At 47.1% G+C, this 15,916-nt stretch carries 12 protein-coding genes; 2 read left to right on the top strand and 10 right to left on the bottom strand.

Translation table 11 applies throughout. The features are described from left to right. Positions 1-108 precede the first annotated feature (108 nt). From AN963_RS06810 to AN963_RS06790, 5 genes are all read right to left on the bottom strand, one after another. On the bottom strand, positions 109-2,391 hold the full coding sequence (locus AN963_RS06810; RefSeq protein ID WP_083496798.1) for an EAL domain-containing protein: 2,283 nt from the start codon (positions 2,389-2,391) through the stop codon (positions 109-111). Positions 2,392-2,609: 218 nt separating this feature from the next. Then, complete coding sequence (locus AN963_RS06805) at positions 2,610-4,358, bottom strand: ABC transporter ATP-binding protein (RefSeq protein ID WP_055743754.1); 1,749 nt, start codon at positions 4,356-4,358, stop codon at positions 2,610-2,612. Between the two features lie 372 nt (positions 4,359-4,730). Continuing rightward, positions 4,731-5,483, bottom strand: coding sequence for a YheC/YheD family protein (locus AN963_RS06800; protein ID WP_055743753.1), 753 nt, complete (start codon positions 5,481-5,483; stop codon positions 4,731-4,733). 195 nt (positions 5,484-5,678) lie between these two features. Next, positions 5,679-6,866, bottom strand: a complete 1,188-nt coding sequence (locus AN963_RS06795; RefSeq protein ID WP_152985608.1) for a P1 family peptidase — start codon at positions 6,864-6,866, stop codon at positions 5,679-5,681. A gap of 141 nt (positions 6,867-7,007) precedes the next feature. After that, positions 7,008-8,000, bottom strand: coding sequence for an NAD(P)H-quinone oxidoreductase (locus tag AN963_RS06790; protein ID WP_055743752.1), 993 nt, complete (start codon positions 7,998-8,000; stop codon positions 7,008-7,010). A 218-nt stretch (positions 8,001-8,218) separates the two neighbouring features. On the opposite strand from AN963_RS06790, the gene AN963_RS06785 reads away from it, so the two are divergent. Continuing rightward, complete coding sequence (locus AN963_RS06785; protein WP_055743751.1) at positions 8,219-9,448, top strand: MFS transporter; 1,230 nt, start codon at positions 8,219-8,221, stop codon at positions 9,446-9,448. A 119-nt stretch (positions 9,449-9,567) separates the two neighbouring features. Here AN963_RS06785 and AN963_RS06780 read toward each other — a convergent pair whose 3' ends face one another. The 4 genes from AN963_RS06780 to AN963_RS06765 form a co-directional block, all read right to left on the bottom strand. After that, positions 9,568-10,119 carry a dihydrofolate reductase family protein gene (locus AN963_RS06780; RefSeq protein ID WP_055743750.1) on the bottom strand — a complete coding sequence of 184 codons (552 nt, stop codon included), beginning with the start codon at positions 10,117-10,119 and terminating at the stop codon, positions 9,568-9,570. Between the two features lie 153 nt (positions 10,120-10,272). Next, positions 10,273-11,316, bottom strand: coding sequence for a rhamnose ABC transporter substrate-binding protein (rhaS, locus tag AN963_RS06775; protein ID WP_055743749.1), 1,044 nt, complete (start codon positions 11,314-11,316; stop codon positions 10,273-10,275). A 470-nt stretch (positions 11,317-11,786) separates the two neighbouring features. Beyond that, positions 11,787-12,548 (bottom strand): DeoR/GlpR family DNA-binding transcription regulator, encoded by a 762-nt coding sequence (locus AN963_RS06770; RefSeq protein WP_055743748.1) that lies wholly within the window; start codon positions 12,546-12,548, stop codon positions 11,787-11,789. A gap of 194 nt (positions 12,549-12,742) precedes the next feature. Further along, on the bottom strand, positions 12,743-14,245 hold the full coding sequence (locus AN963_RS06765) for an L-fucose/L-arabinose isomerase family protein (protein WP_055743747.1): 1,503 nt from the start codon (positions 14,243-14,245) through the stop codon (positions 12,743-12,745). A 117-nt stretch (positions 14,246-14,362) separates the two neighbouring features. On the opposite strand from AN963_RS06765, the gene AN963_RS06760 reads away from it, so the two are divergent. Next, positions 14,363-15,238: a helix-turn-helix transcriptional regulator gene (locus AN963_RS06760; protein WP_055743746.1), complete on the top strand. Its 876-nt coding sequence runs from the start codon at positions 14,363-14,365 to the stop codon at positions 15,236-15,238. Here the strand turns inward: AN963_RS06760 and AN963_RS06755 are convergent. Continuing rightward, positions 15,231-15,812: a TVP38/TMEM64 family protein gene (locus tag AN963_RS06755; protein ID WP_055743745.1), complete on the bottom strand. Its 582-nt coding sequence runs from the start codon at positions 15,810-15,812 to the stop codon at positions 15,231-15,233. The genes AN963_RS06760 and AN963_RS06755 overlap by 8 nt on opposite strands. Positions 15,813-15,916: the final 104 nt, after the last annotated feature.

The following is a 15,916-nucleotide window of genomic DNA, read 5'->3' as shown; positions in this document are numbered from 1 at the left end:
AACTTCCACAAAAACTACCAGAAGCATGGCTTCGATTGCTTGTGGCCATCCGGCAACAGTACGGGAACCCTCCAACCAAATATGGTGGTAAATAAAAGTAAGGTCCGATCAAGTAGCTGATCGGACCTTGTCTAATGGAAAAACGACTTCTACTGTTGTCCCTTGTTGTGGCTCACTGGAAAAATGAATATAGCCTTGGTGATACTCCATAATTTTATAACTGATCATGAGGCCGAGGCCAGTTCCTTTTTCCTTTGTGCTGTAAAAGGGTTCACCCAGCCGCTTTAACCGTTCCTCACTCATACCACAGCCTTCATCCACAATTCGAATCATCACCTTGTCATGACCTTCCGGGAGGACACTGACCTGGATCATTCCCCCATTGGGCATGGCTTCGATTGAATTGGACAGGATGTTGATAAAGAGTTGACGAATTTGGGTTGGGTCACACCAGATTATTATTTCCTGCTCTCCCGTTAGATCGATCTTAATTTTATGATGCAGAGACTTTTCTTGTAAATGAGCCATCACGTTATCCAGAATAGTCCCCACCGATACCTGCTCATAGGAAGACGAGCGCTCCTGTGTCAGAAACACAAATTCGCGCAGGATGTTCTCTAATTGCTGAAACTCCGCAAGCATAATGTCAAAATACTCTTGCTTCCCGTGATCTTGTTTCAATAGCTGGACGAAGCCTTTGATGGATGTAACTGGATTGCGAATCTCGTGGGCAACTCCTGCGGCGAGGTGACCTACAGCAGCGAGCCTATCTATTTTCCGCAAAAACTCTTCCGCGTGGACTTGCGCTGTGATGTTTCGGATAATCAGGATGATTTGCTGAACCTCGCCTTGACTATCGAGCACGGGGGTTCCTTTCGCTTCGAGAATGACTTTGGAGCCATTACGGTGTGTACTAGAAAAAGAGAGTTGCTTGGGAAGCTTCCACTCTATCATTTCCTCAACTGCTTGATGCACCTTTTCTTTCTCTTTTGGCAAGATGAAATTCAGAATGTGTTGATCTTGCAATTCCTCAGGTGTAACACCCAAAACCGATGAAACTGCTGGAGACATGTATGTAATGATCCCACCTTGATCGAGAACCACAATGATATCCGACATGTTTTCCGCGATCAAACGGTATTTTGCTTCGCTCGCCCGCAGAGCTTCTTCTGTTTTTTTCAATTCGGTAATATCGACGCAGGATGCAATGACTTCTTTTACTTTTCCACTTTGATAAATCGGACGCAAGGCAGCAATATAATTGACTCCGTTTATATAGCCTTCGTAATTGACGTATTGCTCTCCATTCCACGCTCGCTCGTAGTAATTCGTTTTCCTAGCTGCTTCAGCTGGATCTAAGATTTCTATTAATTCTTTTCCAACGATCTGCTCAGAGAGAATCCCCATCCGATTCATGAGTTCTCCTTCGCAAAGGGTATGTATGTACCGGTTTTCTAGTTTAACGAATTTGAATGTCATTCCTTGCTGATTTTTCAATGCCTCACTCAGCTCTAATCGCGCCTGAGAAAAAGCCTCCCTCTTCCGTAGCTGTTCAATTTGATCAGGTCCGATTCCTTTGTCTGGAACAATCTCCTGTACTCGTGTATAAATCTCAACCAGCCTTTCAGCAGAAACCGGCTTGCTGATCAAGTGACCTTGTGCCGCATCACATAAATTTTGTTGCAAAAAAACCAGTTGCTCCTGAGTCTCTACTCCCTCTGCTACGACCTGAAGTCGGAGGTTTTTGGCCATTCCGATAATCGTCTTCACGACCGATTCTTCTGTCTCGTCTTCCATGCTGTGCTGCACAAATGGTTGGTCAATTTTTAACTTATCGATAGGGAATCGCTTGAGGTAGTTCAACGAGCTGTATCCTCTTCCGAAATCATCGATACTGATCGAAACTCCAAGCCGCTTTAGCTGGAACAAAATATCTAGTGTTCGATCCGCATCCATCGCCATTTTTTCTGTAATTTCCAGCTCCAAATATTTTGGTTCGAGCTTGCTGTCCAGTAACGCATTTTCAACTGCCTGTACAAGATCAGCCTGAATCAAAGGAAATGCCGAAATATTGACAGAGACGATGAATGGACAAAGCCCCTCTTCTTGCCATTTCTTATTTTGCTTGCATGCAGTATGCAAAATCCATTCCTCGATCGAGGGGATGGCTCCCCCTTTTTCCGCGATCGTAAGAAAGTCTTTCGGCAATTGGACACCCCCCTCCGGGTGATTCCAGCGAAGCAGCGCCTCTACACCAATGATTTTTCCTGATTTCAAGTCGACTACCGGCTGATAATGGAGGAATAGCTCCTGCCGAACCAAAGCGCGCAGTAGGTCGCTTTCACTATCATCTGACTCAGATGCTTCGTCCCTTTGGTACCAAGTCTGCAATGCGGACCACTTCCCTCCTCATAAATTTGCAAATACCTGTACCCACAACGAAAAATCCCTTTATAAAATAGTATTAATTTTGGTAAATGAGTTCTCCTTTTTACTTTATAGGATGAATATACAGCCTGTCTAGTTTTTCGGTCCCTCAAACCTATGGCAAAGAAAAACGGCTCGACCAGAGATCGAGCCGAACCTCATGAAACGATTAATGAAACATCTTAACTGGAGAAAGCTGTTTGCGACTGTTCGACGTATGTACCAAACTGAGCCTGATACAGTCGATTGTAGATGCCTTCTTGCCTCAACAATTGATCGTGGCTACCTTGTTCGGAGATACCTTCTTCCGTGACCACCATGATTCGGTCAGCATTTTTGATTGTCGCCAAACGATGGGCAATAACCAGTGTGGTTCGTCCAATGGACAATTCCGCCAAAGACTGCTGGATGGCCAATTCCGTTTCTGTATCCAAGGCAGAAGTCGCTTCATCCAGGATGAGGATCGGTGGGTTTTTCAAAAACATGCGCGCGATCGCCAGACGTTGTTTTTGTCCACCAGAAAGTTTCACTCCGCGCTCCCCAATGATTGTCTCCAATCCATCCTGCTGAGAACGAATAAACTCATCCAGCCTTGCCCGTCGTGCTGCATCCCAGATTTCTTCTTCCGTCGCAGACTGGTTACCGTAGATAATATTCTCCCGGATCGTTCCGGAAAACAGAAAGACATCCTGTTGAACAATTCCGATCTGGCTACGCAAGGAAGACAATTTCATTTGGCGTATATCGATCCCGTCAATGGTGATACTGCCACCATCGATTTCATAGAAGCGCGGAAGTAAACTGCAAAGTGTGGTCTTCCCTGCTCCCGAAGGACCTACGAAAGCAATCGTTTCTCCAGCGTGAATCTTTAAATCGATATTCTGTAAAATGTTTGATTCGCGATCGTAGCTGAACGACACACCTTTATACTGAATGTCTCCACGCAGCTTTTCTACTTCAACAGCATCTGGAGCATCTGTGATATCTGGCTCCGTGTCCATAATTTCAACGTACCGACGAAAGCCCGCAATCCCTTTTGGATAACTCTCAATAATGGCATTAATTTTTTCCATCGGCCGGAAAAATACGTTCGTCAAGAGCAAGAAGGCGACGAACTCCCCGTAGGTCAGCTGATTTTGCAAGACGAACCAGCTACCACAAATCAGGACAAACAAGGTAACCAGTCGCATCATCATGTAACTGACCGAAGCGTTTTGCGCCATGATCTTATATGACAAAAGCTTGGTCAAGCGGAAACGCAGATTATTTTCGGCAAAGCGACCATTTTCATAAGCTTCGTTCGCAAAAGCCTGAACGACACGAATACCGCCCACATTGTCTTCCACACGAGCATTAAAATCTGCCATATCGCCGTACATGCGATGAAAGGCAGATGTCATTTTCCGGTTAAAGTGGATGACGAGCCAGATCATGATCGGGATGACGAGGAATGTCATAAGCGCCATTTCCTCATTGATGCTAAACATCAGGCAGAATGCACCAATCAGTGTCATGACTGCGATAAACAAATCCTCAGGTCCATGGTGAGCAACCTCACCGATTTCCATCAAATCGTTCGTCAACCTGGATAAGAGATGTCCCGTCTTGGTATTGTCAAAGAAACGAAATGAGAGCTTTTGGATGTGGTCGTACAGTTTTTTACGCATGTCGGTCTCGATGTTGATCCCGAGCATGTGTCCCCAATACGTAACTACGTAATTCATACCCGCATTGAGAATGTACATCACGAGCAGTCCAAGGCATGCCCATATGATCAACGGCCAATCTTTACTTGGCAGCAGTTGATCGACTACCATGTTTACCGCGAGTGGAAAGCCTAGCTCGAGCAATCCGGCTAGGATCGCACACGTAAAATCAAGAAGAAATAATCCTCTATAGGGCCGATAATAGGAAAAAAAACGGCGAAGCATGTGAGCAACTCCTCTCTTATCATTCACCTTTGATAATCATTTTCATTATAAAGGCAATTTTGTTAGAGAGCGACTCTTTTCTTGGAATTTATTGTATTCGTATACCTTTCATTTTACATTTGGAAGTGAACCAGTAGTGATTCCGAAAACGAACGCAGATTCTGGGAAATTCAAGCGTTTGGAAAAATAGCATGCGGTGGGGCACATCTCAGAAGGACGAGGGAAATCGGAGAAATTTCGTTCAAGCGTAATCATATCGGAAAAGACAAGGAACCAATTGAAATCTATGTATCCTGAATGCAGATAGGCTTGTTTCACGGATGCCAGAGGTAAGACCTGAGAGACTCAGGTCATTGTAGCAAACATTAGCGGCTACTTTCGCTTTTTGTATGCGCGTGCCAGCCTTCTAATGTTGTGAAAGTAGGATTTGTCTTTTAGCCTCAAGAAGAGCACATGCGAAGGAAACTCATGGTTGACCTCAATCAAATAAATGCGCCCTGATTCGTCGACTGCAAAATCAATACCTAGCTGGGAACGACTTTTAAAGTGATTAAAGTGGTTGCTGATCTGATAGCCGAGACGGATGAGTCTCTGTTTTACCTCGGCACTTTTTTTCTTTGACAGAGAGTGGGCAAGTGCTGACTCGACCTTTAACGCATATCCTCCCCCTCTGCGGACGTTGGAAATGATGCTGCCTTTTCCTGCGACCTTTGCCAGCATCGCTGCATACTCCCAGTTTCCCGAAGCATTTCGCATCATCATGACACGAATATCAAAGCGTCTTCCGTTCACTTTTGCCAATGGGATGGTTTTTTGGATGATATGTCGTCCACTTCCATTGCTTTGCCTGATCCGTTTATAGAGTCCTATTACGGAACGACTATACTTTTCCTTCCCTTTGACTTTCACAAACGAATAGCGTCCACCTTTTTTCCAGGCACGAATGATGCCTGTTCCTGTGTGCTCCCTGTCAGGTTTGATATAAACGGAGGAATAACGGCTTAAGAATGAAGATAGGGTCTTTTTCGACAAAATGGCTGTAGGCGGGAGGTAATTACGCAGATTGGACGAACGAGAGTAGTACTTGTGTAGCGCCCATTTTGATGAATTATACGGCACTGGCATTCCCCTTTCTCCTCTTCAGGTTAACCACGTCTCTGCTAGTCAATATATCCATCCACGCCTCTCGTGGAACGGCATGCACCCGATGAATAGGCACATGCCTGCGCCGCTTTTTCAGCAATCATTCCACGAGATGTTTTTGTGCAAAAGAAGCCCTCAGGAGGTGTTCCTGAGGGTTTCGGACCTTCTCGTATTCGGTTACCGTTTGACCTGCAAGTCCTGATATGCAGGAACGCCACCTGCTCCTTTTGCCGACAAGATCGCATTGACGACAGCCTCTGCCAGCACCTCCACACACAGGGCTCCTACCAGATTCACCGATGCATCGACTCCACCCGTTGCTACGGCAAAAACCGTGTCGCCATCACTCATGGTATGTACAGGATGTATCGTTTTCGCCAACCCGTTATGAGCCATTTGTGCGATTTTATTCGCTTGGACTTTGTTCAGATTGGCATTACTAGCTACGACAGCAATGGTTGTGTTGGTTCCTGACGGCGCCGGCGGAGTACTAGCGTCGATCATCCAAGACATGCTATCGCGGATGTTCCCAGCGTCGTCTCTGGCACCTGCCAGAATTTCGCCTGTGAGAGGAGAGCGGACCTCGCCTACTGCATTTACCGCTACAATAGCTCCCACGACTAGTCCATTCGGAAGGCGGCGTGAGGCTGACCCCAGCCCGCCTTTCATCGCTCGTTTCATTCCCGCCAATTTGCCTACGGTCGCCCCTGTTCCCGCTCCTACATTCCCTTGCTGGACCTGCTGCTTACTTGCGCTCCGTGCTGCCTCGTAGCCCATCTGCTGGTCTGGACGGATTTTGGAACTACCTATCGACAGGTCAAAGATGACGGCTGCCGGTACAATGGGGACGACGCCAACACCTACGTTGTACCCTTGTCCCTGTTCTTCCAAATAGCGCATAACCCCGCTCGCAGCATCCAATCCGTAGGCACTACCACCAGTCAATACGACCGCATTGACCTCCTGTACTGAATTAATGGGATTGAGCAAGTCCGTTTCGCGCGTTCCTGGAGCTGAGCCTCGGACATCGACGCCGCATGCTGCCCCTTTTTCCAAAACGATTACCGTACATCCTGTCAGAGCCTTTTCATCCGATACTTGTCCAACTTTCACACCTGGCACATCCACGATACTTCCCTCTGCGAGTTTCACTGCTGCAGAGACTAGGCCAGTACTTGCTACCGCTTTGTTCTCCGGTTTCTCCTCAGCCATCGCAGACAGCGTCAGCAACGAACCTGGAACTGCCGCTGCCAAACCGAGCATAGCGGTCTTCTGCAAAAATGTACGACGAGAAACACTCTCCGTGACATGCTCTACGGGACTTTCCCCTCTCATGGATGCCGATTCTTCCCAATCATTCGCCATGTCGAACCCACCTTTTCCTAAAATGGAGGATAGCTCGTAATTGTCTGAAAGTTATGTCTATTGACTATCATAACTCGGTTTGAGCGCTTGCTCAATCGAATCGGCAATTTTTGAGAGGAAAGACTCAGTGCTTTTGACCTGTTATTCTTGATCTCCTACCTGGAAGATGATCTTTCCGATGTTTTCATCGGCTTCCATCCGCCTATGGGCGTTGTGAATCTCTTCCAAAGGAAACACCTTATCGATAATAGGCTTTATCGCTCCGGACGCGAACAACGGTAGAATGCGATCAGCTAATTCCTGACTTAATGACGCCTTGTACTCGTCGCTCCGTGGAGTCAGCAAGGTCCCTGTGATTTGAAGTCTTTTGCCCATCAGCTCAAACAGGTCGATCGGTCCCGTTTCTTTGCCCCCGAGTGTTCCAATCAAGACCACTCTACCATCCATACTCGCGCTTTGAATGTTCTTGTTCCAGTAAGGAGCGCCGATTAAATCGAGAATCAGATTGGCTCCCTTTCCTTTTGTGAGCCTCGTTACTTCCTCGTCAAAAGAAACCTGCTTGTAATGAATGGCGTGATCGGCCCCCAATTGTTTACAATAAGACAATTTTTCATCGGTTCCTGCCGTCACGATTACGGTAGCTTTACTCACCTGCTTCGCCAATTGGATCGCAGCTGTACCGACACCACTTGCCCCCGCGTGAATGAGCACGGTTTCCCCTTCTTGCAGCTTGCCGATCCAGTACAGTGTTTGGTACGCCGTAAGAAATACTTCCGGAATTGCCGCTGCTTCGATGAAACTCAGATTATCTGGAATGGGCATGGCACGATCGGCTGGAATAACGGCGTACTCGGCATAGCCTCCACTAACCAGGCCCATCACTTTATCGCCTGCTTGCCATCCTCCGACATTTGCACCTACTGTTTCTACAACTCCTGCCATTTCCACCCCCAGACGGGATGTTGCTTTTTTATAGGCAGACCCTACTCCCTTTCTCGCCAAAATATCCGTTCGGTTAATTGCCCCTGCCTTTACCCGGACTAACAATTCTCCCTCTCCCGGAGTAGGAGTCGGAACTTCCACTAGCTTCAGTGCTTCTGGACCACCTGGTCTTTCTACTACAATCGCCCTCATCGATTCGTCCTCCTTTTTGGTAAAACGGGTTGCGTCCGATGATACTAAAACTAGTTTCCAATACCCGAAATCGACCGTCAAGTTTTTCACCCAGTTTTTGCTTATTTCACTTTGGCATAAGAATGATCGCATTTCTTTATTAGTCAGGGGGTATTAGCAGTGCTAGAATAATCAATGCGAGTATCCTGCTTTTTTACTGCAAAGGTTGTGACAGAAAGATGGATTTTTCCTGGAAACGAAACTTATATGTACTGTGGGTTGGCGTCTTTTTTTGCAGCACAGCCTATTCCATCGCGATACCGTTTTTGCCCATCTTCCTTCACACTTCTCTCGGAGTCAATGAACATCTGGAAGCTTGGTCTGGTATCTCATTCGGCATTACTTTTCTAGCGAGTGCCTTGATTTCCCCATATTGGGGTTCGCTCGCAGATAAATATGGCCGTAAGCCCATGCTGATCCGGTCTGGTTTCAGTTTATCTGTGTTGTATTTTGTCACCTACTTCATTACCGACCCTTATTCGTTTCTCGTCCTGCGCATTTTCCAAGGCCTCCTGGCAGGGTTTGTACCTGCTTCCATCGCGCTGGTCGCTACGAATACTCCTGAAAAACACGTTGGATATGCGCTGGGTGTCATGGCGACGGCAGGGGCAACCGGAGGCATTATCGGCCCTCTCATTGGCGGAGTCGTCAGCCATTTGTGGGGAAACAGGGAAGCCTTTATATTTTCCGGCATCGTCGTACTAGTCGCCGCTCTCATCGCCACTTTTATGGTGAAAGAAACCAATATCAACCGTTCTGGACCTCGTTCCCACGTACGCGAGGATTTGCGGTCCGCCATCGCGAACAAACCGCTCATGTCCATATTGGGATTGAGCTTGATTGTGACGATGTCCGTGATGTTGCTAGAACCATTGTTGACCGTCTATGTCTTGCAGCTGGGCGCATCTCAAAAGGACGCATCACTCAGCGCCGGGATCATTTTCGCCTCTGTCGGGATTGCAACGGTCATTGCAGCTCCGCGATGGGGCAAACTCGGATCAAGTGTCGGTTACTCCAAGATATTGTTCATCGGGCTGATCGGTGGTGCCATCGGGAACCTGCTGCAATTCTTCTTCACGAATTTGTACGGCTTTGGGATCCTACGTTTCGTATACGGTCTGTTTTTCGCGGCCGTCTATCCTTCCATCAATGCGATGATCGTCAAAGTGACCGATCCAGACTTCCGTGGCAGGGCATTCAGTCTCAACCAGTCCTCCACGCAAATTGCAACGATGCTGGGCCCTGTTATCGGTGGCGTGATGGGTGGTCTCATCCCCATCCGCATCGTCTTTATCATCAACGGTCTCGCGCTATTGGCTACGGCTATCTTGATCCGTTACAAAAGACCGGACGAAGCTGTACAAGGTACGAAGCAGAAAACATCAGAAGCACGGCTTGCTACAAAATAGCGAACAGACGGCTAAAGGGACCCCCATGGTGAGGGTCCCTTTCCTTGTACATTTATTAAGGTAGACGCCATAAAAATCGCGCAATGTGAAAGCTACCTCTTCGGGCTGTTCTTTTGGGTTTATGTATAACGAATATCATACGTGGTTTTCAATACGCCAGACGAATAGCGTTTCAGATCTGACAGCTCGAGTGCCATGCGTGGCTTGACACTACCAAACATGGGCACACCTTGACCAACGAACACCGGATTCACTTTCAGTACCAATTGATCGATGAGCTTTTCGTTGAGTAATGCCCCCGCCAACTCACCACCCCCACACAGCCACAGCTTTCCGTCTTCTCGTTCCTTCAGGTCTCGGATAAACGCTACTGCATCACCTTGGATCAGCTCAACTTCGTCGTTCGACTCAAACTGCAAGGAATTGGATAAAATATAGTGCTTGATCCCTTTATAACCTGGTTCGCCAGGCTTCGCACCAAACAGAAATCCAAACTCGTACGTTTTTCTGCCCATCAACACCGCAGCGTATTGCTGAATATCTGCTAAAAAGTCTGGCACATGGTCTCCTTCGAACATGAAAAGAGACCGGTCGATTTTTCCGTCCATCATTTCAGGATCGGCAATGAAGTGGTCAAGCGAAACGGCTACATGATAGACGAGTGTTGCCAAGCAAAACGCCTCCCTGTTTTCCGACTCTTTATTCTACATGTAATATTATAATTTGGAAAAATCAACGGGTTTTGTTGGAAACAGACCAACAAAAAAACGTGGCAGACAAGACATAGACTTCCTGTCCATCCACCACGCTTTGTTTCTTGTATCTTAGTAAACTTTTTTCCATTCAGCGATGTTGCCCGAATCAAACTTGAACGGGTCACCTAGCATGATTTGTGTTCCATCGCCATCCTGGATAATTTCTTTGTCACCCAAGCGACCTGCTTTAAATTTCTCTCCCGCTTTTCCTGTGATGGTACCTTTGACTAGTGCATCTGCTGCGAAACCAGACAGATAGCCTACATCAACTGGATTCCACAGGTACATCCATGGGCAGACACCACTTTCGATGTATTCCGCCATTTCACTTGGTAATCCGAGACCTGTCAGTTGGATTTTTCCTTTGAGTCCTTTATCAGTCAAGACCTTCCCTGCAGCTGCGATCCCTACTGTGGTAGGGGCAATAATGGCTTTCAAATCCGGATAAGATTTCAAGAGTGCTTCTGTCTCGGACACGCTCTTGTCGCGCAAGTCATCCCCGTACGCTACTTTCACAAGCTTGATATCTTTGTACTTCGGATCTTCCAGTTCTTTTTTCATCCACTCAATCCAAGTGTTTTGGTTGGTTGCTTGAGAAGTGGCACTCAGGACGGCGATTTCGCCCTTGCCGCCAATCATTTCGCTCACCGCTTGGATTTGTACGCGGCCGATCCGTTCTGGGTCAGCCTGGTTGATATGCACCATCCGACTTTGCGCATTAACTGCAGAGTCGAGCGACAATACCTTGATGCCAGCATCCATCGCTTTCTTCAGAGCAGGCTGCAGGGCATCAGGATCGTTCCCTACAACTGCGATAGCATCTACTTTTTGAGATATGAGTTCTTCAATCATTTGAATTTGCGCCTCGGCTGTAGGCTGGTCAGGAGCTTTCAGGATCGCTTCACCGCCGAGCTCCTCGATGGCGATCTTGAAGCCTTCCATTTGTTTCTCCCCATACGGGTTCCCCGTGTTTTTAAAGATAATGGCAAATCTCTTTTTACCGCCGTCTGCGCCTCCTGCGTTGTCAGCCGGTTTTGGTGCCTGAGTACTGCAGCCGACCATAACGGTAGCCACGAGCAATAAAGACAGACACGATGTGAAGAACTTCTTCATTTGTGCTCCTCCCCTTATCTTCCATTATGTATACGAAACAGTCACGAGGACTGCTAAGTATCGAAGCCAAGAACACTCCTCAAAGAAGTAAGCGCTCTCATAAAGCGGTTAAAACGATTCATTTTTGTTTGTACCCGTTCATCTACATCTTGTTTTGTTTGTTTTTGGATACGTATGAGTCCGGTCAATCAAATCTGCCATAGGCACCTTTTCAGGAATTCTTTTCCATGAAACTGTTGTCTAGTTTTAAAGGAATGAGTCACGATCTAAAAAAAGAGACAACAAAAGAGTTCGGACAACTTCAAAGGTGCTCAATGACTTTGTTTTGTTTTTGTTTATATTTTATTATTTATGTTCTGTATGTATGCATTCGTTGTATTCTTCTGATTTCCTTCTCGATTCAAAAAATATTTCTGCAAATTTGAAGAAAAAAAGGCGTACTTAATCAGTACACCTTATCCACTCGATTGTTATGGTGCGACGATCACAGATACCGCCTTCTCTTCCAATTGTCGTAATGAGAGCGGATCGATCTCGTTATCGGTGATGATTTCATCAATCTGTCTCAGCTCCGCGAAATAGGTAAAAGCCTGGACGCCAAATTTGCTGGTGTCCGCAAGCAAGTATACCTTATCTGAGATTCCAATCATCTTTTTCTTTACTAACGCCTGCATTTCATTCGATTCACTGATTCCCCGTTCCAGATGGATGCCTTTGCAGGAGAGAAACACCTTGTCAACATGATACTGGTCCAAGGAACGTTCCGCGCTCGGTCCCAAAAAAGAGAGGGATCGAGGAGCGAGCTTGCCTCCAGTCGAGATGACTTCGACTTTTTCCTTCGAGCTCAGTTCCATCGCTACCTTGATCGAATTCGTCAGAACGGTAAGCGGGATATCCGGAATGATTGAAGCCATATACCATGCGGTCGTACTCGCATCCAGAATAATTCGGTCGTTTGGCTCGATGTAGGAGACTGCTTTTCTCGCGATGCGTTTCTTCTCCTCCATCTGGGTAATTTCGCGCTCGATATAAGGAATTTCCGGTTGATGGTCCGTGATGCTGACTGCGCCACCATGACTTCGGAGCAGCCGTCCCGCTTCCTCCAGTCGATCAAGGTCTCTGCGAATAGTCTCTTCCGTCACTTGACAGATATCACTCAATTCCGAGACGCGAATACTTCCTCTATCGTTGACCAGACGGACAATCTTTTCGTGTCTTTCCGCTACAAGCATTGTCATCCTCTTTCCCTTGTATAATGATCGCAAGTTTGTCTTGACGTGATTATTTGTATAGTTTTGATTATACCAGCTTTGCAGGAGGACGCAGGATTTTTTTTGGTTTTTTGTTTGTTTTTTTGCAACCGATCGATCTCGATTACCACGTACAAAAGAGCCAGATAATCTTCCCCTGGCTCGCTTTCCTACGGCTATAACGTCACATGGACCATTCCTAGCAGTTCTCCTGCCTTCTGAAACAGCTTTGCTTGATGTCCGATTGCCATGGCGCAGTGATGGGTAGGAGCTTCATAGAACCACTGCTCCATATACTCATCCGGGTGCTTGCGGAATTTGACTGGTGTCTGGGTATTTCCGATTTTCATGATTGGGCCGTTCGTCGACTCGCCTTCGCTAATGATCATTTTTAGTTTACCGTCCCCGGTCTGGGTCACGTTTAGCGTCGTGATTGGGCCTGTTTTTACCTTTGCTTCCACGGACACTCCCGTACCTTGCTTACCGTGGTAAAGCCCCATGCCTCTCAGCAATGGTTTTCCTTCCGAGATGGCGATATGAAACGGGCCGTCGTGTCCGAGAAGGATCGTCTCGTCTTCGTAATCCACAACCACGATCTCCGAGTAACTGCCTCCTGTACCGAGTGTATCGCAAATCTTCATGGCGATAGCCGTCTTGAGATCTCCCTCGCCCGCACACGGAATGCCACGGGCGGTCAACAGCGAATGCCCCACGATAAAGCCACCTTGCAGCTTTTCATACTCATTGCCCGGAGCACCGTGATAGTAATACGTGAGCGCATCCAGATCATATTCGCGAACCAGCTTTTCCTGTGCAGCTGCGACTCGGCAGGACCACTGCATCTGCTCGTCGGTCGGGCGCTTGGCGATAGGATCTGCCGGTGAATCCTCACTGATGGTAAACATCTCGCGCACTTCCGCTAGCTTGGCCTTTACCTCAGCTTCGGTCACATCCCGCAGCATCCGTTCTAAATCACACATTTCCACGATCTCCACATGCAACCCTGTCTGAGCCTGGATCATCGTGAAATCACTGTACATATCCAGCATGCCGTTATACGTATTTCCGAGAAATCCAAATCGGCTATGCCGCAACGTACGGGGAACGGAAGCAGCGCGAATCCATTCTTCGATTGACTTCCAAGCACGCTTTGCCGCCATATGATCACTCGTTTTTTCACGAGTCAACGAAATAGCTGGCGTGTAATCGAGACCGAGCAATCCATTGATCACACGAAATGAAATATTTGCTCTCGCAAAAGCATTGGATATTTCCGGTCCCGGGCACGCTCCGCAATGCGCCAGCCATTCCCCTGTCGTCGTCTGCTCATAGTTGATTCTCGCGGCTGGCTGTAAATTCAGTACCACAACGGGTGCTTTGCAAATTTGATGCACCGGAAGAACTGCCGAGCTGGTGCAATACGTCCCAGAATGACAGAAAATCAGATCGACGTTCTTTTCGTTGAACCACTCGCCCGCTCTCCTTCCTTCTCCTTCGGTATCTACCAGCCCGTAAAAATAGACCTCGCCGTACTCGGACATTTTGGTCTCCAAAAAACGTCCGTACTCCAGGAGTCGTTCCTTCAGTCCGGGAAACTGATTCCAATAAGCTGCCAATCCAATCGTATAGAGACCAATACGTGCTTTTTTAATGGGTTTAATCGGTTGAAGAATCGTCATTGCCATCCTCCTAGCGAAAAATACAAGCTTTATGCGTTCATTGTATTCGCTTACAATGGAAGATACATCCATGCATGTTGTTCATTCATAACAGTATCTTGCTCAAAGGAGGGACGTATGGGGATCTACATGGAAAAAGCCGCTCATGATTGGACAAACGACTCTGTCCGAATCATAGCGACCCCAAGTCTAGTAGCCAAATCCACCTATTTTTACGTACAGGAAGTCGGCCATTTCCGCACTCTGCCGACGTATTTTACGGAACGGCAGCATTTGAACTCGTTTCTGGTCGTCTACACGCTGGCTGGAAAAGGATATTTGCGCTATCGAAACCACGAATACGAGCTTCGACCCCATCACGTGTTCTTCATCGATTGTCACAATTATCAGTTCTACAATACAGATAAAAATGACTTGTGGGAAATGGCATGGGTTCATTTTAACGGAAGCAGCAGTCGCGGCTACTACGAGCAATTTCTCAAAAACGGTTCTCCCGTCATTTCTGTAGATGATAACAGTCCTATCCCCGTAATCATCGATCAGCTGCTGGAAGCCAATCGTCAAAACGACGTTCGCACAGAGCCTCTATCGTCTAAATACCTCGTAGATATTTTGACTGAGCTCCTTCTCGCAACGAGTCCTCCGCAAGCTGCAGAAGCCTTTCTCCCCGCCCATATCCAGAAAATCATTTCGGATCTGGATAAACGGTTTCAGGAGAAAATCTCTCTCGATCAGCTTGCCAGCCAGCATGCCATCAGCAAGTATCACCTATTACGCGAATGTAAAAAATACACAGGCTATACCCCAAACGAGTATTTGATTCATCGACGAATTACGTATGCAAAAGAACTGCTCACCTATTCGGATCTAACGATCGCAGCGATTGCCCACCAAACGGGGGTGGACAATGTCAGCCATTTTATCAACCTTTTCAAACAACGGGCGGAGATGACCCCACTAGCCTATCGAAAAAAATGGCAAAGGATTACCTAAGTGAGCGGCTTTTCTCTTTTCTCCAAAAAAGCAGAAAGACGAGAGAGCCTGCCAGCAAGGAGAAGATCAATCGATACTTGTTCTCTGAAAGATAGACTAGGTCATGTCCAACAAATGTCTCAAAAACCATCGAAGGAATTTTCCCTAAAAAAGTAGCCAGCAGAAAATCCGGAAACGAAATCGTCGTCAGAGCAGCTCCCAGATTGATGACACCAGACGGGATTAAAGGATTCATCCGCAATAAGACGATAGCCAAACCTTTGCGAAAACGAGACGCCCCATTGATCGTGTGGATCCACGAAAACTTCTCCAGCTTTTTCAGACCCTTTGATTTCTGTATTCCGTATCGATACAAGAGAAAGGCTACTGTCGCTCCCAGCACTTCTCCTGTTAATGAAACGAAGAAACCACCCACCAGCCCATAGACAATCGCATTTGCCCCTGACAAAAAGATGGAAGGAAGCACCCCTGCCACACTGATGATAATGTTGAGGACAATACTCCCCATAATACCGAGAATTCCCCACGAGCGAATCCATTCTGCCAATCCCTCTACGTTTGTTAACCACTCCATGAAATCGCAGGACTCCTCTCATCAACCATTCTATCTACAGAGTAAACCAAACTTGTGAAGAAATCATGGTATTGGATAAAAGAATGCGTTCAGACCATACTAAC

Origin of the sequence: Brevibacillus choshinensis, from assembly GCF_001420695.1 — a bacterium.
Classification (GTDB): domain Bacteria; phylum Bacillota; class Bacilli; order Brevibacillales; family Brevibacillaceae; genus Brevibacillus; species Brevibacillus choshinensis.
The sequence above is the reverse complement of the archived record's forward strand: the minus strand, read 5'-3'. Positions and strand labels throughout refer to the sequence as shown.

Bases quoted from the DNA above. Each gene is read 5' to 3' on its own strand.
- AN963_RS06805 (WP_055743754.1), bottom strand. From the start codon at position 4,358: ATGCTTCGCCGTTTTTTTTCCTATTATCGGCCCTATAGAGGATTATTT.
- AN963_RS06800 (WP_055743753.1), bottom strand. From the start codon at position 5,483: ATGCCAGTGCCGTATAATTCATCAAAATGGGCGCTACACAAGTACTAC.
- AN963_RS06795 (WP_152985608.1), bottom strand. From the start codon at position 6,866: ATGGCGAATGATTGGGAAGAATCGGCATCCATGAGAGGGGAAAGTCCC.
- AN963_RS06790 (WP_055743752.1), bottom strand. From the start codon at position 8,000: ATGAGGGCGATTGTAGTAGAAAGACCAGGTGGTCCAGAAGCACTGAAG.
- AN963_RS06785 (WP_055743751.1), top strand. From the start codon at position 8,219: ATGGATTTTTCCTGGAAACGAAACTTATATGTACTGTGGGTTGGCGTC.
- rhaS (WP_055743749.1), bottom strand. From the start codon at position 11,316: ATGAAGAAGTTCTTCACATCGTGTCTGTCTTTATTGCTCGTGGCTACC.
- AN963_RS06770 (WP_055743748.1), bottom strand. From the start codon at position 12,548: ATGCTTGTAGCGGAAAGACACGAAAAGATTGTCCGTCTGGTCAACGAT.
- AN963_RS06765 (WP_055743747.1), bottom strand. From the start codon at position 14,245: ATGACGATTCTTCAACCGATTAAACCCATTAAAAAAGCACGTATTGGT.
- AN963_RS06760 (WP_055743746.1), top strand. From the start codon at position 14,363: ATGGGGATCTACATGGAAAAAGCCGCTCATGATTGGACAAACGACTCT.
- AN963_RS06755 (WP_055743745.1), bottom strand. From the start codon at position 15,812: ATGGAGTGGTTAACAAACGTAGAGGGATTGGCAGAATGGATTCGCTCG.